Genomic DNA, 21718 nt, shown 5'->3' on the forward strand with positions numbered 1-21718 from the left:
TGTCCCGGTCCTGAATGACACGTATAGCATCCCTGCATGAAATTTGGACATTTTCCAGACGGCGGTGAAGTTGATCCATAAATTCATTCCTCTTCCCTTTGATAAAGGTTCCAGCGTGACCGCCCGAAGTTCCATTACACCACTTCCACCCTCCATGCATTGATCCGGAGAAGGATCCATTCGTGATGAACCATACTGCCCAGGCTTTTTCAATATCAGATGCTTCTACACGACCATTCCAAATATCTTTAGCATGGAGATACATCCTTTCACTATGCAGTGTTTGATGAACGAGATGCTGCAGCTCTTCGAAGTTATTCTGAACACAGGTGTAAAAATTGATCAGGGTGTTGTCGTGATCATTGATTACTTCTATCCTGGTTTTCGGCTTTGCGAAAAATACGGCTCCTCCACCGAAGTATGGCTCACAATAAAGCTTGTGTGCCGGCATCATTGAAATGATAGTCGGTGCAAGCCGCTGCTTTCCTCCGTAATATGTGATTGGGGTACGCATTTACTCTTAATTAAATGTTTCTATACCACGTTCCAGTAGCCACTCCATTGCCGGGGGTGTTACGGCGTTGCCGAGTTGTTTTACTTTGTTCTTTCCGGATCCTAAAACGATATAATCCTCTTCGAATGCCATGGCCCTCTGGACTTCGTGCGGTTGTATCATCCGGTATGTGCAATCTTCGATATCAATATTTTCAGGCGAGCTCAACACCAAGGCAACCCGGTCCTTGGTTGACATTGTTCCAATAGGATCTGATATTCCAGATGATTGTGCTTTGCTATAGTAGTAGGAGAAAAATGCGTTCACGGCCTCTGTGGAAAGAATCCCGTGATTAATCATACTCGTCTGCGTACTCATAGGCAGAGCTATCTCCCTTGACAGGGATTGCCCTCTGTTCGTAACTATAAAGGGAATACCTAGGACACCGTGACTATCGTGGGTTGTAATAGTTCCAATCGATTCATTACCAAGTAATGGAGCATTTTGCGGCTTAAATCCACCTCCATAATTTTTAATTATCATCGGCATCCCTACCAGGCCATGGTGATTCCCACCGGCCAGTACCGTGGACACATACTCATTCAGTCCCCGGCTTTTCCCGTTCTTATTGTGCTCATCAATCAATGTGGGTATACCTACCACCCCGTAATTATTTTGTGTGGTCATAGTGAACTGGGGATGGGAGAGGGGATTGATATCACCTCCGTAACTTCCCTTTGTTATCAGGGCGGCTACCTGACGCGTAGCCTGAGTAAACATCCTATCAGATATCGCTGACGATCGATCCAAATTACTTGAATGATCAGTGTAGATAATGAATGAAGATTCCTTCTGCTTCTGGAGTCCGTGATTAATTCGTTCGATAGTATTAGGGGATAATGGTTTTTTACGGTCCCCTATTCTTACTGCCGGGATTGACCAGTCAATTATATTGAACGATGCATAGTAATAAGGTTCAACAATATTTCCACAATGAGGGCACCTGTAAACATACTGGTCTTTATATTTTCCGTATTTCTTTTTCGGATTTTTCCAGGATTGCACGGACTTTACTTCCTTCCGGCAATGCTGACAAAAAGCCTTAGGCCGAAAATCCAGATCAGGTGCTTTATTCCCTTTCTTCCAGAACACGACGTACATCCGATCCCTGCTTTGGGGAGTAGGAATAGCATGCATGGAGTTCATGTAAACACACTTGTGCTGATATCCGAGATTGTGCATCGCATGTAACCATGCATCCCACATTATCCACGCCCTTGCTTCCACTACATTTTCAACAATGATAAGATTATAGTTGTGGATTTCAGCAAAGCGCGGAACATCCCACATTGTTGCTCGTGACCGGATGGCTGAAGGATCTATTGTCAATTCTCCAAATAGGTTTTTTGTTACTTGGAATTTGCGGCTTACTCCTTTCGCGATGGTATGGTTGGAACATTCCGGTGAAGTTATAAGGATATCCGTACTTTGATATCGACGGGGATCCGATGCGGATACATCAGCGCAATCGTGATCGGTTTCCGGGAAATTGGTATTGTGGGTTTTAATGGCAAGGGGCCAATGGTTCATTGCTAATTTGAGTTCTAACCCTCCACCCATCTTCCGGGATAATCGCCGGACGCCCTGGGATGATCCGCCGGCGCCGCAAAATTGATCAGTTACTGTGAGATAACTTTTTTTCATTTCAATTATTCATTATCGTATTGCCTCGCTAACAGATAGCGTAATTCCTTACGTACATTCTCATAGGATCTCCGGATATTGGTTGCATCATCCGAATAGTCGGTAGTAATGCGATCATCCAGGTCATTGATGTCCTGTAACATTTTCCGTGTGTGACTGAGGTGGATTTCTAATTCTTGTTTTGTCATTTTATATCCGGTTTTTTGGGATTTGAGAAGTGAACGCAATTCATTCCCGCAGTACTATATTGCACCTCTCCTTTATGATTGAATATGTGTTGATTAATACTCTCTTGGTCATGATTTACGGCTTCTATCACATTTTTGAAAAGCCTATCACGTAACGCCCGGAGTGACTCTATTGCTGCTTTATTGGAGTGATAGTAGTGATTGAAATCTTTACCGTATACATAATCAGGATGTCGTTCAATCCCAAGACGTTCCATTTCCGATCTTACATGATTCCTGAATTCCAGTAGTTCAGGAATTATATCGATATATGACTCAATCCAAAGATCCATGTTTTGGATCGGAAGATTGTCGTTTTTGCCACGATATGCTTCAATCATAAATTGAAATGATTTAATTTTGCCGACATAGTCTTTAATAAAATCTAAGATTTCTTCTGGTGCAGTTATAAGATCTTTTATAGGTATCATGTAGTTTTATATTTAAATTGTTAGTGCTTCATCTATAGTTTTGAAAACTGTGTCTAACCTATATCCCTTTTGAAGGTGAAGAACGACAGTCTGTATCCTGGCATATTGAAAAGTCTTTCGGGGAAGGGCCGTTATTGATTTCAGACCAAATTGTTTCAGATAACGTAACCTGACATCCGAATCCGAAATCGTGAACCAGGGCATCAATGCTATTACTATATCGCTCATTTTCATACATTCTGTCAATATATAATATCCAAGCCTCATCCCTGAGTGCGAAATTTCAGCAGGTACACCGAACGCGTATTTAGATGAAAAAGGAGGATTCATCACTACACAATCAATTCCGGTTCTCTCCACGTCCATTTCGTTGTACTTAAAAAAGTTATCGGGAGCATAAACCATATATCCCCGCGATTCTAATTCTCTTATGATATTACCCAGTCCCGGCGTAGGTTCCAGAACCGTTTTTACACCGTCAGGAATAAGGGATACCATATACTTTACGATATTGGGAGGGGTCTGAAAATTTTCATTTAATTGATGCATGTGTTCAATATTTAGATAAGATTTTCATTACTTTGATTATTTGTTAGTTATACTTCTCCAAATTCCTGGCTCACATACATGCAAATATATTTACGTATAAAGTGGCGGTAAAGGGCTTTTAATCGTTTAATTCTCATATTGTTTACGTTATGGCTATAAGCCTGTCAGTTTTTGTCAATAAAATAAGGCACACTGATAATCCTATAAGTGCTATTGCCAGAAGGGCGTATATGATGGTTTCGAACCAATCATCAGGAATTCGATGTTTCATGTTTTTTCAAAATATCGGTTATTAATTCCGCAATTAAATGCGTTTCATAAAATGGAAGGGATCGAAATGTGATTGAGCATTCCTCGTAGTTGATATTATCAACTGAGGCAATACCGGAACCTTCGATCACATCAGCATAAGCACCTCTTAGGGGAATGGAAAAGTTTATTTTTCTCAGACCGTTAGAATCCGGCTGACGAATCATCGTCGCAAATTCATTACCGAATTTCACATGTACAATGTGATCACGAATTAGGATTTCAACATCTTTTTTCATGCTACAAAAGTTTTTGAATCGTTGTTGTTTTTTCTTGTAAATCTCATCGAACGATATGCGATCCTGGGCGATGAGACCCTTACGCGCTGGTGATATGCGAGATCGTTCGTTGCCCCGAATATATAAGTTGCCAATACGACTACCGCAACTATCTTTCTGCCTAATGGGGAGAGGCTTAATGGTATCCGGAACCGGAAGCAAAACCACCATGCCGAAAGCTCATTCACTTTGCTGCAGCCTGTCTTTTCATATATGTTTCGGGTATGGTTCTCCACTGTTCGCTCCGAGATAAAGAGATGATTGGCCACCTCTTTTTTCGAAGCCCCCCAGGCGAGGAGTTCGGTGATGTCCCGTTCACGCCGGGTTAGTTGCGCATTCAGTTTCATATTCTCCCCAGACGTCTGTTATACCGTATTCAGCGAAAACTTCTTCAATGGCAGTAGCCTCAGACACCTTAGGCTCAATTCTGCCATCAAGACGGTATTTCCATCCTGGACGGGTTTTGATATTCAGAACTGACATTATTTTTGTCTTCACTTCAGATACATCTTTTTGTTGCACTTGACCAAATCCTTTTTTGAAAGAAAATTTTCCCATTTTATCCTATTTATTTTTTCAAAATGACGTAAACACGCTATTTTCGACCGATAACTAACATGTTACCTTTGTTCATTATTATTTAACGATGCAAATGTATAATTTTATTGTAATATAATCCAAATAAATTCAACGTTTTTTCCGAAAAAATTCAACACTTTTTCTCAATAGGCTAATTATTAAAGTATTAACTTTATTCTATATGGATAAGATCATTGGACAAATAATAGAAGAGCGCTTAAAGGCTAAAAATATGGAAGTTACAGAATTCGCGAAACTCATAAATCGTGAAAGAACTAACGTATACAATATCTTTAAGCGTAAAAGTATTAATACTGAACTGTTGAAAAAAATTGGACAGATTTTGAACTATGATTTTTTTATTCACTTTCTGGAACCGGAAACCATAGAGAAGATTAAAATATCAGATGTCGTGAAAGAATCCAAGGTGTTTGTAGAAATTCCTATGAATGAAAGTGAAATTGTAGAACTTGGTATAACTGAAAAAATTGTAAAGGTAATAAATCAGAAAAAAAATGAGTGAGAAAAAAATATACTCTAAAGACTTTGACAAAATATCCCCAAATGCTTTGAATAAAGCAGTAGATTTAATGGTTGAAACACTTAATTTATCTTCAAGTAGTGTGGGAGATATTCAATTACATCAATTGATGTCTGTTTACTTTAAAGATGAAGCAAAAAGAAAAAAGATAAATTCAATTGTGTTTTCTTAATTATTAAAATAGATAGAATTTCATTCCAGACATTTATAGACAAATTCTGAAATATAGACACTGATAGACAATTATAAGCAATTAATTATCAATACAAAGAGGGTAAGGAATAGTCTCCCTCCAGCTCCACAGAAAAAACTAACCTGTTTGAATCCAGAAATTTGTCTATTCGATAAATTTCTGGATCTTTTGTTGTAGACATTTATAGACAATATCCTTGATTGTGTTCGATCATAAAACAAAGTTTCACAACAATTTATCGGTGATCTTCGTGGCCCAACTCCGTGGAACGAAACGGTTTAAATTGGCCATTATCCGGTTTTTTGTTCCGTGAATGGCGACGGATTTTCCGCTTATCATCGCTTTATAAGCACATCGGGCAACCTCTTTCGGCGCGGGAAGTTTGTGGCCTGCAACCATTCTACTTACAATCATCTGCGAATCGTCCATGAAATTTGTATTCGTCGGGCCCGGACAAAAGGCAGTTATGGTGATTCCGTCTTTTTTCACTTCTTGTCCGATGGCTTGCGAAAAACTCAACACATACGCTTTCGTGGCAAAATAAACCGCCATTTTAGGGCCGGGTTGAAACGCCGCCGTTGATGCCACATTCAATATTTTCCCTGCTTTACGTCCTTGCCAATCGCTGATGAACAGATGGCAAAGTTCGGTAAGCGACGAAATATTCAGGTTGATCATAGCGCTGTACCTATCCCAATTGGTATCCGCGAAATAGCCGTAATCGCCGAATCCGGCGTTGTTGACCAGATAATCCACATCAATATGCTGCTGTTTTATTTCGTCGAAAACCTCTTCCGCCGATCCGGCCATCGACAAATCTTTTGCAATAATGGTGACTTTGACCGGATACTCACACTCGAAGTGTGTTTTGATCTCCTGCAAATCGTGCAGGCTCCGGGCGGTTAATATCAGATCGTCACCGTGAGCGGCATGAATGCGTGCAATTTCCAGTCCGATACCTTTTGACGCTCCTGTGATAAATGCGACTTTTTTCATTGTAAAGAAATTAGAACATAAAAAATCAAATAAAGGGGTTACTCCCATATCGTCTACAGATTGGGAACCCACATTCAATTGCAGTCGGAGAGGGAGAAAACGGAATTTATTTATGGTCCTTTAACAACCGTTCCAGAAGAGCGTTTTTTTCTTTCTCCAGTTCAAGCATCCGCTCGTAGAGGGCGGTTTTCTCATTGGACAGTTCGATTAGCCGGTCAACAGGATCGGGGTTATTGTGGATTACATTGTAGTATGCTGCGCCACTTCCTTTTTCAAATGTGTTATTCTCAATAATCACCGTTATCGGGTCTTCTTCCAGTTCCCTGATCAGTTCGGGAGATACGTTTAGGGCTTTGGCAAATTTATCAATTACCTCGTCTTCCAATACTTTTTCCTGTTCAGAATTGGAAATCCGTGCCTGGGTGGTTCCCATCATATCAGCTAACACTTCCTGTTTGATTCCTAAGGTATGACGGATTCGTTTTATGGAATGTCCGTGATGTGTGTTTTTTAAAGTCTGTTCTATTGTTTCCATTTTATCTGTTTTTTATGTTGTAGAACAAAAATAGTGACTTTTGAGGATATTTGCATAATTATATCAATAAATTGCATAATTATACGCCAATCTTGTTACCCTATTCACAAAAAATCTTTTTTTCTTTGCCGTAGTATTACTTTTTTATGAATTAATTATTTATCTCTGGTCCAGAGGAATAATTTACAATAATTTGAATACCTGTTGATTAAATTTTATGTCAGCCTGTAATATTATGCACCATGATGTGTATTTAATATGATAAAATTTAAAGAGTATCTAATAATTTATTAATCAATCTAAAACAAAGCCCAGGAATGAAACAAGTAATTGTAAGTGTATTGAAAGGAATGATGTTGCTATTGATGTGGACATTTTCCATGTGCTTATTTGCACAAACAATGACGGTGAAAGGAGTGGTGAACGACGTAAAAGGAGAGTCGTTGATTGGAGTATCAATAATGATACAGGGAACGTCAATCGGTACAGTGACTGATTCGGAAGGAAATTTTACTTTATCGAATGTACCTTCGGATGCAGTATTGGAGGTCTCTTATGTCGGCATGGTTTCACAGGTTGTGACCCTCAACGGTAGAAGAACACTCAATTTTGTGTTGCAGGAGGATGTGGAAGCATTGGAAGAAGTGGTGGTCGTCGGCTATGGTACGCAAAAGGCCAAGGAACTCACCGGGTCGGTCACCTCTGTGAAAGGGAACAAGATACGGGAAATACCGGTAACCAATGTGCTCAATTCCCTGGCCGGTACCATGGCGGGGGTGACGATCAATACCCGAAGCGGTGAACCGGGATTGGATAATCCTTCTATCTTCATCCGGGGGAAAAATACGCTGGGAACTAACGCACCCCTGATCATCATTGACGGAGTTCCGAGGGACGGACTGGAAAGACTTAATCCAAACGATATTGAGAATATAACAGTATTGAAAGATGCTACTGCTGCCATCTACGGGGCACGTGCCGCCAACGGGGTGATACTGGTAGAAACAAGAAGTGGTAAATCCGGGAAGACTACCTTCAACTTTACCTATAACGCCGGTTTCCAGCAAGACACAAGAGTCCCCAATATGACGGACGCCTATACTTTCGCGTCCATCCAGAATGAAATTGAGGTGCAGAACGGGAGACCGGCTATCTACAGTGATCAACAGCTGGAGCTGTATAGAAACGGAACAGACCCGTATTATCCCAATACAAACTGGTATTCTTACATCACAAAGAAATTCACCCCTCAAAACCGTATGGATCTTTCAGTGGATGGCGGTAATGAGAAGATGACATACAGGGCCTCATTGGGAAGAACGTTCCAGGACGGGCATTATAAGCATGGCATCACAGAACATGAACAATATAACCTGCAATCAAAAATTGATGCGAATGTTTCGGAATATGTATCTTTCGGATTAAACTTGAGGGGAACAGTGTTGGACGGTATCCGGCCTTACAACTACAACGATATCTATCCGCATATCTTTTTATACCACCCCACATGGTTCCCCAAATGGCCCGGCACGGATTATCTGGCTCCCGGCCGTGATGACGACAACCTGATCAATAGGGTAAGCGACAGCGAAGGATACAGGAAATCGAAGAGTAAAATGCTCCAATCGACGCTCACTTACCGGATAAATGCTCCCTGGGTGGAAGGCTTATACCTTAACGGAAGTTTCAATTATGATTATAGCAATAGTTTTAACAAAGTCTGGTACGAACCGAGTTATGTCTATTACAGAGATGAAGATACGGGTGAATATACGAGGGGAAGAACCGGATTCGGGGCGGATGACCCGAGCTTGAGTGTAGATACGAGGAATAATACGATGTTTCTATGGAATATCATGTTGAACTACGAAAAGCAGTTGTATCAGCACAGCATTACCGGTCTGGTCGGGTATGAACAGATGAGCAGTAATTACGATTATCTGCTCGGTTCCCGGAGCCGTTTCGTATCGACAAAAATAGATGAACTGTTTGCCGGAACCAGTGACAGGAATTATATGAACAACGACGGATCGGCAGGTAAATCGGCTCGTATCAACTATTTTGGTAGATTAAGCTATAACTATGCCCAGAAATACTTACTTCAGTTTACTTTCAGATATGATGGTTCCCAGAACTTTCCCAAAAACAAGCAGTTTGGTTTCTTCCCGGGTGTCTCTGCCGGATGGAATATTTCGGAAGAAGCATTTATGAAGGAGGTGGATTTCATCTCCTACTTGAAGTTAAAGGCATCTTACGGAAAAATGGGGAATGATAACGTCCCGGCATACCAATACCTGGCAGCCTACGGATTTGGCAGCAATTATGTGATTGGGGATGTGGATGTAAACGGACTCAATGCCCTGAATGTACCCAATCCCAATATCACCTGGGAGATTGCGAAAACATTGAATGTCGGAATAGATTTTTATTTGTGGAATGCACTGCGTGGGGAAATAAATTTTTTCAATTCGAAAAGATCCAACATACTCACAAAAAGATCAGCGGTAGTTCCTGAATATACGGGGTTGCAACTGCCGGACGAAAATATCGGTGTAGTTCGCAACAGGGGAATAGAACTCGAAATCAGCTACAACTCTACCTATAGAGACATTCAGTATTTTGTCTCAGGTAATTTTTCTTTCGCAAGAAACAAGGTCATCTTTACTGATGAGGCGCCGATGGCCGAAGAATACCAATTGGCTACCGGAAGACCCTTGGGTTCGAGATTGTTGTATAAATCTATCGGAATATTCAAAGACTGGGATGAAATTGAAAACTATCCACATTTGTTAGGCGCACAACCGGGTGATATTAAATATGAGGATGTAAATAAAGATGGTGAGATCAATTCATACGATAGAATACGAATTAATGAAACGGCTGACCCTGAAATAATATTTGGATTGAATGCCGGAATCACTTACAAAAATATCCATCTGTCGATACTTCTGCAGGGACAGGAAAAGGCCAATTTTTTGAACACAACGGACTGGACCACTTCGCTGAGCAAAGGTGCCGGTAATTATTACCAGTGGCGTGTGGATAACCACTGGACTCCTGAAAACACCGATGCCACCATGCCAAGAAGTTCTGAAAGCCGGAGTGAAAATACACAGGCTTCGACGCATTGGCTCATGAATGCGGGATTTTTAAGACTAAAGAATGTTGAGGTCGGCTATAGCCTGCCTTCCAACTGGATAAACAGGTTTGGACTACAAAATTGCAGGGTCTATCTGAGTGGAAATAACCTATTTTTGATTTATGACCACATGAAGAAAATCGGATATGATCCCGAAGTTCCGTCTGCATGGTATTATCCTCAACAGAGAGTTTACAACATAGGTATCAACTTAACATTTTAACTCTACACTACGATGAAAAAAATAAAATATGTATTTGTACTGATAATTTCAGTTGTTTTTACAAGTTGCAATGATATACTCAACATTGAGCCAAAAGACAGGATGACTGGAATATGGACCAATGAGGCACTGGTAGAATCTTATGTGAATGGCATGTATAATAGTCTGCAACACGGATATTGCGAGGCTTTATGGGCTTCCCTGACGGATGAAATGCATGATGTGCATAATAATGGCGGAGCATGGACTGTCCAACGGGGAGAGTTGACATCAGATAATATTTCTACGTTAGGTACAACAACGACACCTTATTTCAATAAATGGGGGTATGCCTATGCAAGAATCAGGGATATCAACGAGTTCTTTGATCAGATTGAATCATCCGATTTCGAGGATGAGACCAAGGATCGCCTGAAAGGTGAAATGAAATTTATACGGGCATACTTATACGCTGAATTATTGTGGAGATATGGGGATGTGCCATTGATTACACAGGTTTTTTCCCTTGATGATGATTATACGGCGGTGACGAGGGATAGTTATGATAAAGTGGTAGATTTTATTGTCAATGAACTGGATGAAGCCTCTGTATTGTTAAGCAAAAGTGAAATCAAAAAGGGTAGGGCAACTCCCGATGCTACACTGGCACTGAAGTCCCGTGTCCTTTTGTATGCTGCCAGCTCGTTAAACAATCCTTCCAATGACCGGACAAAATGGGAAAAAGCGGCACAATCGGCTGAAAATCTTATCGATAAAGGGTATACGCTATACCCCGATTATAAGAATCTGTTTATGGAAGACAACAATGAAATAATATTCGGCAGGTATTTCACCATATCCCTCAATCACAATATAAATGGTCTTTCAGGCACGAATAGCCTGTATGGGGGTGGCCATAATCATCCTACCGAAAATATGGTGATGGATTATGAAATGGTAAACGGTGAGCTTCCTTACAGCCTCGATGCTTCGAATAAGATCATCGTGAATCCCGCGTCAGGATATGATCCGAAAAATCCCTATCTTAACAGGGATCCACGATTCTATGCTTCCATACTCTATGACGGATCTGTTTTCCAGGATCATGAAGTGGAAACTTTTGATGGTGGAATCGATTCTCCTTTAAGTAGTGTGGTACCATGGAACGCTACAATGACCGGGTATTATCTTTATAAATTTATTGATCCTTATAAATCGGTAAACCTGAGAACCGAAGACAAGAGTACAAATCCCTGGATATACTTCCGCTATGGAGAAATCCTGTTAAATTATGCCGAAGCAAAATTTGAATTGGGAGATGAAGATGTTGCAAGGAAATATGTTAATCTTGTCCGGGCGAGAGTAAATATGCCTCCTGTCAATGCTTCGGGGATCGACTTAAGGAATAAGATACGCAATGAACGACGGATTGAATTGGCTTTTGAGGGGCATCGATTCTTTGATGTCAGGCGATGGGAAATTCTTGAAGAAGTCTCCGCAAAGCAAATCCTGGGAATGCAAATCCGAAAAGCGGCAAACGGTGAAAAGAGCTATGATATTAAAGTAGTTGCACCGGTGGCATATTATGAACAACATCTTAAACTGCCGATTCCACGAACAGAAATAGACAAAAGTGGAGGTGCTTTAACTCAAAACAGAGGATATTAATGAATTCAACAGATACAAGGTAGAATGATTATTTTGTTTTATCTTTATACATTATCACTAGTGTCCCATAAAAAAGGGACGTTATTAAAAATCAAATAAACCTGGCCCATTGAGCCCAAATCGTTCTTTGTCATTTTGAAATTTAGTTTTGTCAAAAAGTTCCCGAAGATTCGTCTTATCGGTCAACGAGATGCTTAATATTTGAAGGACTTCATATGTACTTCTATCCAGTTTCATATCGTTTTGAACGGTTGCCACCAGGCAGTAGGTACATATGGCGGCATATATCTGGATCCTGACAGCATTCTCCGTGGTACCCCAGAACTTTTTGATTTTGAGGTGCTGTTTCAACCATTTGAAGAAAAGCTCGACCTGCCAACGATTCCTGTAAAGCTCCGCAACCTGAAGTGCGGAAATATGCGTGGCATTGGTCAGGAATACGAATTCACGCCCCTGATCCTTGTCCCAGTATCTGACCATTCGGATTCGTCCGGGGTAATATTGTTTCGGATAGAATCCGGTCAGTTCGATTGTCATGTCGGAAAGTACATTTTCAGGTAGCCTTCGCTTCCACTTGACGACCTTGTATTGGAGATTCTTCTTTGCCCTGACGACGAAGAAAGATTCTATCTGATGAATCTTGTATAGCATCCTGAAGTTGTTGTACGCACGGTCAAATATGTAGTAGGAACCGGATTCATACGGAATCTCCGTCATGGCTTTCGAGTCGTGTACGGAAGCTTCGGTAACATGAAAGAATGTCGGTATCTGTGTTTCCACATCATATAACACATGGACCTTGACACCCCCTTTTCTCTTGCGAAACTTTGCCCACTGGAAAACCGCGAGGCATAAATCTATGGTCGTCGAATCGAAAGCATAGACGTTTCCTTCAAGTTTGAAAATATCTATTTTCCGTTTCTGTTGGGCTTCCCTTACCAGAAAATAGGCATATTCTTCAAAGATGTGGTAGTCCCTATCCTGATTGGCCCTGGACAAGGATGATTTTGATACGTTCCTGCCCATCCCCAGGTGGTAGCACTTGGAGTGGTGTGCTTCAAGGGCAACCACGAGATCCCTCAGACTTTCCCGATTGGAGAGTTGACCGAATATCAGGGCAAGCAACTGGTTCCAGCAAGTGAAATGTTTCACATACTTGTCTCCATCATATTTGCGCACGATGTAGTTAAACTTGTTCCTGTCGAGGAAACTGACTAATTGGGAAAAAACGAATTTATCCTTATGCATTGTTGTTCTTTCTAAGAACTACAAAGATGAGAATTGAAATCCGTTTAATCCAAAAATGACTACAACTAACTAAATTTCAAATATTTCAAAGAACTCTACGAGATTTTAATAGGACAGTAATGAAAAAAGGTTTCAAGAAGGAAGCTATGATGAGTTAATTCAACCTGAATAATATTTGCTTATTTCATCCCAAATAACTATTTTTGTACTAGTATGAAATGTGGTGAAGATCGCAGAAATCCCCCAAAGTCTAAATCGGGGATAGTCTAATTTCAGAGATTGATAAAGCTTATATATCAGGCGGTTAGAAAGGAATAAACGTTCCCTCTCTCCGCTGGAAGGTCTGGACAAAACCAGACAACAAACGGGCAAAACCTACAAGTCAATGATTTGTAGGTTTTTTATGTGTGTCGTGCATGGTAATTAACTTGGTGGTGAAAGTCCACTATGGGGGGGTGTAATCGCCAACCATTAGCTGAAGGCAAGGGTGTCCATCGCGAGGTGGAATCTGAAGGAAGCCGTAGGCAAAGTCCTGCTCCGAGGAGCACGAATCCTATCAGGCATATTCACTGGGATAAGACTGCATAACAAGTTGAAGTCCAAAGATTACACGGACAGCGAGGTGTAAATAGGGCGGGGGGATGGGATAAAAGTTAATTGCCTTACCACGGGAGGTCTCACGGACGTATGGAAACGGAGTATGAAATACGGATAACAATTGCCGTGAGAAGTCAGCAGACGCCATAGCACTAAAGCAGTGATAGGCATAAGGAAGGGCAGAACTTTAGTAAATGTATTTTCAATGAAAGTTACCGGATAATGGGAAGAATGCAGAAAAGCTTTGTAACATCAAAGACCTGCCCACGGAAGAATAGGACGGCATCCGAAGGCTATGTGGGAGGGCAGACCTTTATGTGGATAACTGAAACAGAAAACATTGACAACACAGAGGGGAAAGGATATGGTCTATTAGAGATGATACTATCACCGCAGAACTTGAATAAGGCATATTTAGTCATAAAGAATAACAAGGGAGCGGGTGGAATCGACAAAATGGAAGTCGCAGAGTTAGGCGACTATTTACGCAAGAAAAGGGGTATTCGTAGATTTATAAAATAAAAAAATCATCCTGTATATCAGCGATATAAAAATTATTTAGGGTAGTGGTTCAACCACTACCCTAAATTTTATTTCTTCGTTCTTCCGACATTTGCTTCATCAATCGATTACCTTTGCTGAAAGCTTTCCCGATGATTCTTACATAATCCTCCTCCGGTTTTTTCTTCGTTTTACTCGACTTCGGTTTCGGAGAAAACTGTGTTAAAAAAGAGGTTTTAAATACTCCGTCGCTTTCGGCATACTCCGCGATAAACGTGTCCAGCTTATCTTTGGATGTATGGGACAATATGTCATTCAGCATCTCGTTATGGCTCATTCCTTATGATTTGTTTGCTATTGGTGAAATCATACTCTTTCTTCTCTCAATTTTACGCAAATATATGCGATTCTAATTTGATGATCAAATGGTTATTCTCGTTATATGCATTTGTAACGAGGCATATCTTGCAAGTTTGGGTATAATGTCTTATTTTTGTGGGTAATAAAAGCAGTGCAAAAATGATGACTACTGACGAATATTTGCAAAGATTGAAACAATTCAAAGTGCAGTATGCCGAAGAATACGGCATAGAACGCATCGGGATTTTCGGATCCGTGGCTCGTGGAGAACAAGCTGAGGGTAGTGATATTGATATCTATTATGAAGGGAAATCGTTGGGCTTGAAATCACTGGTTGGGCTTCCGGCTGAGCTTGAAAAAATTTTGGGTGTAACAGTTGATGTAGTGAGAAAACATAAGAATTTGTCTTCTTCTTTTATGAAGAGGATTATGGATGAGATTGTATATGCCTGACAAAATATTATTGGCAATTGAGGTATTGGAGCAAATTGAGATAACCATTGAAAATTTGCTCGAGAGTACAGCAACCATCACAAATTTGGATGAATTGACGAAATCTGCTGATGGAATGTTGAAACTCAATGGCATCTGTATGAGCTTTATTATTATTGGAGAAGAAATAAAACGACTCGACAGATATACAGAAAAACAACTCCTGCCAAATTACCCCTCGGTTCCGTGGTATGATATTATGGGTATGCGAGACCGGCTTGCCCATGGTTATTTTGAAATTGATACTGATGTGATTTTTGATACATTGCGAAATGATACCTCTCCTCTTTTGTCCGTTATAAAGTAGATAAAAAAAGATGTAAGTACCCGGCTTTAACTTCGGGTATTTTTTGACTACTATCATATATGGAATATCCATCCGTTGCCCTTTCATTGATGGTCTTATCCCTTACTTGCAAGGAGGCGTTGGATGAATTACTGGGGATATTGGAGAAACAGAATGGTCATCCCCCTTTGACAGACTTTCTATGAAAACCGCAGATAACGAAGACGATCCCATCCGGGCGATGTCGCCGAAAAAAATGACCGATATTCTTGATGATCCGCTTGTATGAAAGCGGGTCTTTACAGTCCTATTCAGACTCGACAGGATGAAACAGCAGGCTAACCGCGCCGGTCTGACCAACGAAGAAAGAATCATTCTCTCCATCCTGGAAAAAGGATCGTTGCCCCGGGCCTGACAAATGTCATTTTTTCATTTATCTATTGGTTCCCTCAAACATATCGTGATTGGGGCCTTCCGCTTTTCGCTGTGATTTGAAATTGTTGAAAGTGTAGGTCATTGTCAGTGTGAACAGCGGGGATCGGGGATATATTTTGCTAAGCGTTTCCATGCCGATGCCGGAGCGTGTGTTGATATATTTGGCTGAGGAGAGAATATCCCTGACGACAAGGGCGGCCGTTAATTTCTGCCTGGGGAACTGCTGACGGGCAGCGAGATTCAGATAGAAAAAACCATCTACACGTCCTTGCGTGCTGAACATTGGCCCTACATAATAGGCTTCCATCCGGATACGGGTATTCTTTGCCACATCAAAATTGTTGTTGACGGCCAACTGCCAGTTCCAGCTCTCTTCGTCATCATCTACCTTGAACTGGTTTTTAATCTTATAGAAATAATAACTCGTATTTGCATCCAGGTTCCAGTACCTGTTGAGTTGCAGGTTCGCAGCCAATTCTATACCGGTGGAATAGTCGTTGCCGACGTTTGCCATCGAGTCGAGTGTGACGCTTGAATGATAGGGGACACGAAGGCGTTCTATTTTATCTTTCCGGGCACGATGGAAAAGGGAAGCGGAAATCGTGTTGCTATTCTTGAAATTATAATGATATCCTGCTTCCACGGAATTGGTGTATTCCGGTTTGATAAACGGGTTTCCCATCTGGGCCGTGTTATAATCGACATACACCACATAAGGTTCCATATAAAATAGTTCGGGTTGTGTGATCCTGCGGGTATAGGCCGCCCGTAGCTGGGAATGGTCATTGAGCGCATAAGAGAGGTGTACCGATGGGAAGAGGTTAAAACGGTGGCGACTATGGCGCGCCCATTCGAAATTGTTACCGAGCTTACGATAGGTATATTCCCCCCTCAAGCCTAATTGGTATCCGAAGCGTTTGTGGACGTCCGATACCAATGCATACAGTGCATGTATATCCCGGCGGAAGAGGTATTTGTTGTACAGATCATCACGTTCGACAAATGCGTCCTGTTGTGGATCGAACATGTCAATCGTATAGTCTCCATCTTCAGTATAGCTGTACAACTGATAACCGGATTCAAACTTTCCGGTTTCATTATCAAAAGGATACACGTAATCCGCATTCAGTTGCCCGGTAAAACGGTATTCATATTCCCATGCACGATGCCCTTGCACCTGCTTACCCTGCATATCCCACAGATCGGTCTGGAAATTCTCCATTGCGCCTCCTTCGTATAGTCCATAGAGAGAGGCTGTTAGTTTGTGTCCTTTTCTATCCGGGAAATTGTGCTCCACTCCCAGATCAATTCTGGAATGAGATTCGTAGAGATGGACAAAATCCTTGCCATTGAAAGAGCCGTATGTTTTTTCTCCTGTGGGCACTGTTTCGTAGGTGTCTTCATAATGCAGTTCCCCTCCTCTCCAGCGGTCTCTCCAACCGCCCGTGATGGCTGCCGACCAGATGGTGTTGTCCCTGAACCATTCGAATGACGAAGTGAGGTAATACCATCCGGTATGCCTTTCCCTTGATCCCGTGGAATGATCGGTTGTCAATAACTCCGGTGTGATGATTGTCTTTAGCTGATCGTAATCACTCAACACATAGCGACGGGATGCTTCACCGGATAATTGCCATCTGAAATCTTTTTTGCGAAGGGCGACCAGGAAATCGATGTTTCGTGACCAAACGGAACTTCCCATCAGGTTGACCATTCCGCTCCATCCTTCCATATTGCTTTTCTTTGTGTTGATATTGATAATACCGACTGCTCCATCTGCATTGTTTTTGGCAGAAGGTGTTGTCAATACTTCAATATTATCGATCTGCCCGGCGGAGATTTGTTCCAGGGCGGCAGCGCCACTCAATGAACCCGGTTTGCCATCGATGTATACTTTGAAACCTGAACTGCCCCGGAAAGTTATTTCACCTTCGGCATCTACACGAATGGATGGAGTTTGCAGCAGGATGTCTGCCGCAGTACCTCCCGCCGCAGAGAGAAAATCAGCCGCTTCGATCATTTGCTTATCCAGTTTGTATACAACTTGTCGCTTGCGTCCTGTTACGACCACTTCCGATAGGAGTTGTTCATCCTCCTCCAATAAAATATCCGGTAATACAATATCTTTCCTCCCGATAGAAACCTCAAATGGGTTGGTCTCTATCGATTTGTATCCGACAAAGCTGGCCTTGATAAAATATTTACCTTTGTCTTTTGGCTTAAGTATAAAGTTTCCTGAAACATCGGTCGTTGTATAATCGGCAGGCGTACTGTCGTTTACATTATATAAAATAAGAGTGGCAAATTCTATAGGAGTATTGTCCGGTTTACTGATAATCCGGCCTCTTACCTGATAGGCTGATGAAGTTTTGTTGTTCTGTGCAGAGACATTTGTTATGGGAGAAAAGAAGAGTAGCGTGAGAAGAAGATTGGATACCGTTACCTGAAAATAACTCATAGGATATTATTATTGAAATGTGAAATTAAATCCTGACCACTTTATCGACTACTGCTTCAAAATCTCTCAGATGGGTTGCCATTAAAATGGTGATACCGGGATATTGATATCTGATATTGCGGAAAATATCGATCGCATTTTCAGAGCTGATACCGGCAGTGGGTTCATCAACGACCAACAGTTGTGGCCTTTTGAGAAGTGCCTGTGCCAGCAGCAGCTTTTTCCGTTGTCCGCCACTCAATGTTTCACCGTTTTCACCCAGCCAGCTTCCCAGACCTTCGGGGAGTGAAGCGCGCCAGCCGGAGAGATCGACCGTCTGTAATACCTGTTCAATCGCTTCATCGGGATAACCTTCGAAGTTCTCACGCAAGGTACCGGTAAGTAGATAGGCTTTTTGGGTGACATAGACAGCTTCAGGTACGGGTAAATGGTTCAATTCTTTTTCGCCGTTCCATATCAACGAGCCACTGCGGCGGTACTCAGGGTAAAAAAGGCTGTTCAGCAGGGTGGTTTTCCCTTTCCCCGTTTCACCAAAGATCGCAATCCATTCTCCTTTCCTGATCTCTAACGACACCTCTGACGTGCGAACAGGTGTCTCGGGAATTTTTGCACTCACGCCGGTCAGGGTCAGATTTTCAAGGGCAGAACTTACCTGTACCCTCTCAACGGGCTGTTCACCTTGTTGGATAATTGACTCGACATCGTTGATCTGCTGCCTGACCGCACTTTTTTCCGATTTTCCGGAAAAAAGCATTTCCGCCAGTTCGGCTTGTGCCATGATACCGAAAAAGATACCTATGGCTGTGGAAGCGTCGATCGCGTAATTGGCCGAATTCCAGAGCAGAAAAGTGGCGATATAGCTAAATCCGAGACCTGCAATCAGTTGCAGATAGAATGAATTGGTTTGTAGTTTGTTTTCCAATCGTTCCAGTTGTCCCAGTTTTTGTTCGTATTGCCCGATGACTTTCTCTTCCATATTGTATTTCGAGATCTCTATCCGCCCCCGGAAACTCTCGATAAGCGTCTGATTATTCTCATCCCGATGTGTTTTGAGTGCATCATACAATTTTCCGTTTTTTCGGAAAAAGAATTGAGGAACAATAAACAGGAGTATGGCGCCGGAAATCAAAAATTCTATGGCAATAGTTTGTGAGAACAGAATAAGAAAAGCAAAGTAGATGACGAGGGAAACTACCAATGCCCACAGTGGCATAATCCATAAGAGGATATGGTTCAGTATCTGTTCAACACCCTGAGTACTGTTCTCCAGTAATGTGGAGTTGTTGTTGACCTGTTTTTTGAAATAAGGAAATTTGGCTACAGACCGGAATATCTTTAATTGGATATCCTGTTGCGCGTCGAGTGTGGTTGTGTGAGTATCTATTCGCTCGAAATATCTTGTGGCAGTACGTAGTAGCGCCAACAGGCGAATGATGGCGGAAGGGATCAGGTAGGAAAATGCGGTGTTGGCCGTGATGAACGCCACGCTACAGATAGCCAGGAACCATCCCGAAACGGCAGGCATAGCAATAAATGCCGCCGTCCATAAGGCCAGCAGCAAGAAGCCTCTTGCCCATTTTCCAGCAAAAGGCTGCAAAATATGTTTTGTAATAAATTTCTGCATTCGATTTTTTTCTTTTTTCATCATCATCACCTGTTCCGATTCATCGGAATCACCACATCAGTCCCATCATTCACACATCATTCACACATCATTCACACATCAACCAAACATCACATCATCACATCAGACCTGTTCCCCCCAGTTTAAGTTGAGCGTTGCATCCGCCACCGCATCGAACATCTTCTCGTGGGAAGCTACAATAACCAGGCGTTCCTGTGATAATTTGACAATTTGAGGAAGAATGACTTCAATCGTATCGCTATCCAGATTAGCTGTTGGTTCATCCAGGATCGCCACCGGCCTGGGGTGTAGTATCATTCTTGCAAGCGTCACCAGTTGTCTTTCTCCACCTGAAAGTTGCTTCCCGTTATGAGTCAATTCGGTTTGCCAGCCCTCTTCCTTTTTAGCAAGTATCTTATCCATAAATTCGGGGTACCCGGTTCGTTGATCCGCCACTTTCTCAAGGAAAACATTATATCTTAATGTTCCGTCGAAGATAAACGGGAACTGGTTCATATAAGAGGAATTTTCTTTCAACCATTGGTGCGACCATTCGTTGTCTTTTCCGTTGATTGAAACCATGCCCTCCTGCGGGAACAGGCTGCCGGTACAAATTTTCAGCAGGGTAGACTTTCCGGATCCGGAAATACCTTTCACCAATACCAATCCTTTTACAGGCAACTGCAGGTGGATGTTGTTCAGTACTTTAACCGGCGAGTCGGGATAAGCAAAATGCAGCCCTTTGATTTCAAAACGAGTAATCTCCTGATGGATATCTGCCAAAGGAGGGGCGACTTCCCGGTTCAGCACCGGCATTAACAATTCCGCTGATGCCAAAGCCTTGTTCCGGTCGTGGTAAGCACCCACGAATTTCCGCATATAAAAGAAAAAATAGGGCGTGATGGTCAGCAAGAAGAGCGCGGTACCGAAATCGTATCCCTTTCCGTAATTGGGGCCGGGCATAATGCCAAGCAGACTCATCCCGAGGTAAATGGCAATAGCGGCAATGGCAATCGTAACGAAAAGTTCCAGGGCGGTAGATGACAGGAAAGCCACCCGCATTACACTGGAGGTCGCTTTGCTTAACTCTTTGCTTTTTCCCGATAAGAAGCTGTACTGCGCTTTGAAGTTATCCAGATTGACGATCTCCGCAATGGTTTGGAGACGGTTATAGAATACTGCCGAATATTTCAGGAAAAGGTTGGTGTGTTTTTTGTGAAGCGATTCAGCACCAATGCCAATAACAGCCATCTGCATCGGGATGACCAGCAGTGCTATCAATAGGATGATCCCCACCCATTTTTCAATCCAGAAGCAGATAATCAGCAATACCGTGCTGACCAATGCAGTGGCCACGGAGTAGGGAATGAAAAAGGCATAAAAAGGCTTTAGGTCGTCACTTATCCGGGTAACATATAAAGCGCTTGAAGTAGAGTCCAGTTGGCTGTTGTTAAGCAACAGGGGATAGATTTTTTTCTTGATTTTGGAAACGATGATATTGGCGGCGTTGTAGTTGAACTGCGATGCAAAATGGGCAAAGAGATACCTGCCGGTGAGGAACAGTGAAGCGTATAGTAACCTGTCGGGTTGCACAATTCCTTTGTCGACCCACGCTGAAGCAAACTGCGACAAATACCAGCAGAAAACAACAAAACTTGTCGCGCTTATAACGGTAAATACCGAGGCAGCCAGGTATGTCCCTTTTGCTTCTGTAACCTTCTTGCCCAACCATTGAGAAGCGCTTTCCTGATTAGAACTCATTCATTATTCGTGATTTTAATTTCCCCATTACCGGAAATCATTGGGGATGCAATAAATCCAATGGATTTTATTTATGATTCACAAAGATAATTCTTTTTTGCAACCCAGTTGC

The 21718-nt window shown here is 42.0% G+C and carries 23 protein-coding genes; 8 read left to right on the forward strand and 15 right to left on the reverse strand.

Translation table 11 applies throughout. The annotated features are described in order from the left end of the window. The 8 genes from ABV001_RS14345 to ABV001_RS14380 form a co-directional block, all read right to left on the reverse strand. The coding region (locus tag ABV001_RS14345; RefSeq protein WP_352423451.1) for a DNA adenine methylase at positions 1 to 514 on the reverse strand (514 nt) is incomplete at its 3' end. A 6-nt stretch (positions 515 to 520) separates the two neighbouring features. After that, positions 521 to 2197, reverse strand: a complete 1677-nt coding sequence (locus ABV001_RS14350) for a DNA cytosine methyltransferase (RefSeq protein ID WP_352423452.1) — start codon at positions 2195 to 2197, stop codon at positions 521 to 523. Positions 2198 to 2202: 5 nt separating this feature from the next. Next, positions 2203 to 2385, reverse strand: a complete 183-nt coding sequence (locus ABV001_RS14355; protein WP_352423453.1) for a hypothetical protein — start codon at positions 2383 to 2385, stop codon at positions 2203 to 2205. Then, positions 2382 to 2855: a hypothetical protein gene (locus ABV001_RS14360; RefSeq protein WP_352423454.1), complete on the reverse strand. Its 474-nt coding sequence runs from the start codon at positions 2853 to 2855 to the stop codon at positions 2382 to 2384. Before ABV001_RS14360 ends, ABV001_RS14355 begins: the two co-directional genes overlap by 4 nt. A 12-nt stretch (positions 2856 to 2867) precedes the next feature. Next, positions 2868 to 3404: a hypothetical protein gene (locus ABV001_RS14365; protein WP_352423455.1), complete on the reverse strand. Its 537-nt coding sequence runs from the start codon at positions 3402 to 3404 to the stop codon at positions 2868 to 2870. Positions 3405 to 3655: 251 nt separating this feature from the next. Then, positions 3656 to 3952 carry a hypothetical protein gene (locus ABV001_RS14370; RefSeq protein ID WP_352423456.1) on the reverse strand — a complete coding sequence of 99 codons (297 nt, stop codon included), beginning with the start codon at positions 3950 to 3952 and terminating at the stop codon, positions 3656 to 3658. Continuing rightward, positions 3949 to 4338: a LuxR C-terminal-related transcriptional regulator gene (locus ABV001_RS14375; protein WP_352423457.1), complete on the reverse strand. Its 390-nt coding sequence runs from the start codon at positions 4336 to 4338 to the stop codon at positions 3949 to 3951. Before ABV001_RS14375 ends, ABV001_RS14370 begins: the two co-directional genes overlap by 4 nt. Next, positions 4307 to 4549 (reverse strand): hypothetical protein, encoded by a 243-nt coding sequence (locus ABV001_RS14380; RefSeq protein ID WP_352423458.1) that lies wholly within the window; start codon positions 4547 to 4549, stop codon positions 4307 to 4309. The genes ABV001_RS14375 and ABV001_RS14380 overlap by 32 nt, the downstream gene beginning before the upstream one ends. 202 nt (positions 4550 to 4751) lie before the next feature. On the opposite strand from ABV001_RS14380, the gene ABV001_RS14385 reads away from it, so the two are divergent. Next, complete coding sequence (locus ABV001_RS14385) at positions 4752 to 5093, forward strand: helix-turn-helix domain-containing protein (RefSeq protein ID WP_352423459.1); 342 nt, start codon at positions 4752 to 4754, stop codon at positions 5091 to 5093. Continuing rightward, positions 5086 to 5283: a hypothetical protein gene (locus tag ABV001_RS14390; protein ID WP_352423460.1), complete on the forward strand. Its 198-nt coding sequence runs from the start codon at positions 5086 to 5088 to the stop codon at positions 5281 to 5283. The genes ABV001_RS14385 and ABV001_RS14390 overlap by 8 nt, the downstream gene beginning before the upstream one ends. A gap of 246 nt (positions 5284 to 5529) precedes the next feature. Here ABV001_RS14390 and ABV001_RS14395 read toward each other — a convergent pair whose 3' ends face one another. Both ABV001_RS14395 and ABV001_RS14400 read right to left on the reverse strand, forming a co-directional pair. Next, positions 5530 to 6300, reverse strand: a complete 771-nt coding sequence (locus tag ABV001_RS14395; protein ID WP_352423461.1) for an SDR family NAD(P)-dependent oxidoreductase — start codon at positions 6298 to 6300, stop codon at positions 5530 to 5532. A gap of 106 nt (positions 6301 to 6406) precedes the next feature. Then, a complete protein-coding gene (locus ABV001_RS14400; RefSeq protein ID WP_352423462.1) occupies positions 6407 to 6835 on the reverse strand; it encodes a helix-turn-helix domain-containing protein in 429 nt (142 codons plus the stop codon). Between the two features lie 317 nt (positions 6836 to 7152). Between ABV001_RS14400 and ABV001_RS14405 the strand changes: the two genes are divergently transcribed. Both ABV001_RS14405 and ABV001_RS14410 read left to right on the forward strand, forming a co-directional pair. Continuing rightward, positions 7153 to 10197 (forward strand): SusC/RagA family TonB-linked outer membrane protein, encoded by a 3045-nt coding sequence (locus ABV001_RS14405; RefSeq protein ID WP_352423463.1) that lies wholly within the window; start codon positions 7153 to 7155, stop codon positions 10195 to 10197. A gap of 102 nt (positions 10198 to 10299) precedes the next feature. Beyond that, positions 10300 to 11844, forward strand: a complete 1545-nt coding sequence (locus tag ABV001_RS14410; RefSeq protein ID WP_502929900.1) for a RagB/SusD family nutrient uptake outer membrane protein — start codon at positions 10300 to 10302, stop codon at positions 11842 to 11844. 84 nt (positions 11845 to 11928) lie between these two features. Here ABV001_RS14410 and ABV001_RS14415 read toward each other — a convergent pair whose 3' ends face one another. Next, positions 11929 to 13092 carry an IS4 family transposase gene (locus ABV001_RS14415; RefSeq protein ID WP_352423465.1) on the reverse strand — a complete coding sequence of 388 codons (1164 nt, stop codon included), beginning with the start codon at positions 13090 to 13092 and terminating at the stop codon, positions 11929 to 11931. An 819-nt stretch (positions 13093 to 13911) separates the two neighbouring features. On the opposite strand from ABV001_RS14415, the gene ABV001_RS14420 reads away from it, so the two are divergent. Continuing rightward, positions 13912 to 14211 carry a hypothetical protein gene (locus tag ABV001_RS14420; RefSeq protein WP_352423466.1) on the forward strand — a complete coding sequence of 100 codons (300 nt, stop codon included), beginning with the start codon at positions 13912 to 13914 and terminating at the stop codon, positions 14209 to 14211. A gap of 61 nt (positions 14212 to 14272) precedes the next feature. Here the strand turns inward: ABV001_RS14420 and ABV001_RS14425 are convergent, their stop codons facing one another. After that, on the reverse strand, positions 14273 to 14527 hold the full coding sequence (locus ABV001_RS14425) for a hypothetical protein (RefSeq protein WP_352423467.1): 255 nt from the start codon (positions 14525 to 14527) through the stop codon (positions 14273 to 14275). 182 nt (positions 14528 to 14709) lie between these two features. Between ABV001_RS14425 and ABV001_RS14430 the strand changes: the two genes are divergently transcribed. From ABV001_RS14430 to ABV001_RS14440, 3 genes are read left to right on the forward strand one after another with little or no spacing between them, the layout of a single operon-like run. Beyond that, positions 14710 to 15003 carry a nucleotidyltransferase family protein gene (locus ABV001_RS14430; protein ID WP_352423468.1) on the forward strand — a complete coding sequence of 98 codons (294 nt, stop codon included), beginning with the start codon at positions 14710 to 14712 and terminating at the stop codon, positions 15001 to 15003. After that, complete coding sequence (locus ABV001_RS14435; protein ID WP_352423469.1) at positions 14996 to 15349, forward strand: HepT-like ribonuclease domain-containing protein; 354 nt, start codon at positions 14996 to 14998, stop codon at positions 15347 to 15349. Before ABV001_RS14430 ends, ABV001_RS14435 begins: the two co-directional genes overlap by 8 nt. Before the next feature lie 59 nt (positions 15350 to 15408). Continuing rightward, entirely contained in the window at positions 15409 to 15534 is a 126-nt protein-coding gene (locus ABV001_RS14440) for a hypothetical protein (RefSeq protein ID WP_352423470.1), read from the forward strand. Positions 15535 to 15761: 227 nt separating this feature from the next. Here ABV001_RS14440 and ABV001_RS14445 read toward each other — a convergent pair whose 3' ends face one another. From ABV001_RS14445 to ABV001_RS14455, 3 genes are all read right to left on the reverse strand, one after another. Continuing rightward, complete coding sequence (locus ABV001_RS14445; protein WP_352423471.1) at positions 15762 to 18221, reverse strand: TonB-dependent receptor; 2460 nt, start codon at positions 18219 to 18221, stop codon at positions 15762 to 15764. A gap of 25 nt (positions 18222 to 18246) precedes the next feature. After that, positions 18247 to 19845 (reverse strand): ATP-binding cassette domain-containing protein, encoded by a 1599-nt coding sequence (locus ABV001_RS14450; RefSeq protein ID WP_352423472.1) that lies wholly within the window; start codon positions 19843 to 19845, stop codon positions 18247 to 18249. Between the two features lie 123 nt (positions 19846 to 19968). Then, positions 19969 to 21606 (reverse strand): ATP-binding cassette domain-containing protein, encoded by a 1638-nt coding sequence (locus tag ABV001_RS14455; protein WP_352423473.1) that lies wholly within the window; start codon positions 21604 to 21606, stop codon positions 19969 to 19971. Between the last annotated feature and the right edge of the window lie 112 nt (positions 21607 to 21718).

The sequence above is a fragment of the Proteiniphilum sp. genome (assembly GCF_040307845.1).
In the GTDB taxonomy this organism is placed as follows: domain Bacteria; phylum Bacteroidota; class Bacteroidia; order Bacteroidales; family Dysgonomonadaceae; genus Proteiniphilum.

What these genes read in the sequence shown, in the direction of transcription:
- ABV001_RS14350 (WP_352423452.1), bottom strand. Translation starts at nt 2,197, where the DNA reads ATGAAAAAAAGTTATCTCACAGTAACTGATCAATTTTGCGGCGCCGGC.
- ABV001_RS14355 (WP_352423453.1), bottom strand. Translation starts at nt 2,385, where the DNA reads ATGACAAAACAAGAATTAGAAATCCACCTCAGTCACACACGGAAAATG.
- ABV001_RS14360 (WP_352423454.1), bottom strand. Translation starts at nt 2,855, where the DNA reads ATGATACCTATAAAAGATCTTATAACTGCACCAGAAGAAATCTTAGAT.
- ABV001_RS14365 (WP_352423455.1), bottom strand. Translation starts at nt 3,404, where the DNA reads ATGCATCAATTAAATGAAAATTTTCAGACCCCTCCCAATATCGTAAAG.
- ABV001_RS14370 (WP_352423456.1), bottom strand. Translation starts at nt 3,952, where the DNA reads ATGAAAAAAGATGTTGAAATCCTAATTCGTGATCACATTGTACATGTG.
- ABV001_RS14375 (WP_352423457.1), bottom strand. Translation starts at nt 4,338, where the DNA reads ATGAAACTGAATGCGCAACTAACCCGGCGTGAACGGGACATCACCGAA.
- ABV001_RS14380 (WP_352423458.1), bottom strand. Translation starts at nt 4,549, where the DNA reads ATGGGAAAATTTTCTTTCAAAAAAGGATTTGGTCAAGTGCAACAAAAA.
- ABV001_RS14385 (WP_352423459.1), top strand. Translation starts at nt 4,752, where the DNA reads ATGGATAAGATCATTGGACAAATAATAGAAGAGCGCTTAAAGGCTAAA.
- ABV001_RS14390 (WP_352423460.1), top strand. Translation starts at nt 5,086, where the DNA reads ATGAGTGAGAAAAAAATATACTCTAAAGACTTTGACAAAATATCCCCA.
- ABV001_RS14395 (WP_352423461.1), bottom strand. Translation starts at nt 6,300, where the DNA reads ATGAAAAAAGTCGCATTTATCACAGGAGCGTCAAAAGGTATCGGACTG.
- ABV001_RS14400 (WP_352423462.1), bottom strand. Translation starts at nt 6,835, where the DNA reads ATGGAAACAATAGAACAGACTTTAAAAAACACACATCACGGACATTCC.
- ABV001_RS14405 (WP_352423463.1), top strand. Translation starts at nt 7,153, where the DNA reads ATGAAACAAGTAATTGTAAGTGTATTGAAAGGAATGATGTTGCTATTG.
- ABV001_RS14410 (WP_502929900.1), top strand. Translation starts at nt 10,300, where the DNA reads ATGACTGGAATATGGACCAATGAGGCACTGGTAGAATCTTATGTGAAT.
- ABV001_RS14415 (WP_352423465.1), bottom strand. Translation starts at nt 13,092, where the DNA reads ATGCATAAGGATAAATTCGTTTTTTCCCAATTAGTCAGTTTCCTCGAC.
- ABV001_RS14420 (WP_352423466.1), top strand. Translation starts at nt 13,912, where the DNA reads ATGGGAAGAATGCAGAAAAGCTTTGTAACATCAAAGACCTGCCCACGG.
- ABV001_RS14425 (WP_352423467.1), bottom strand. Translation starts at nt 14,527, where the DNA reads ATGAGCCATAACGAGATGCTGAATGACATATTGTCCCATACATCCAAA.
- ABV001_RS14430 (WP_352423468.1), top strand. Translation starts at nt 14,710, where the DNA reads ATGATGACTACTGACGAATATTTGCAAAGATTGAAACAATTCAAAGTG.
- ABV001_RS14435 (WP_352423469.1), top strand. Translation starts at nt 14,996, where the DNA reads ATGCCTGACAAAATATTATTGGCAATTGAGGTATTGGAGCAAATTGAG.
- ABV001_RS14440 (WP_352423470.1), top strand. Translation starts at nt 15,409, where the DNA reads ATGGAATATCCATCCGTTGCCCTTTCATTGATGGTCTTATCCCTTACT.
- ABV001_RS14445 (WP_352423471.1), bottom strand. Translation starts at nt 18,221, where the DNA reads ATGAGTTATTTTCAGGTAACGGTATCCAATCTTCTTCTCACGCTACTC.
- ABV001_RS14450 (WP_352423472.1), bottom strand. Translation starts at nt 19,845, where the DNA reads ATGCAGAAATTTATTACAAAACATATTTTGCAGCCTTTTGCTGGAAAA.
- ABV001_RS14455 (WP_352423473.1), bottom strand. Translation starts at nt 21,606, where the DNA reads ATGAGTTCTAATCAGGAAAGCGCTTCTCAATGGTTGGGCAAGAAGGTT.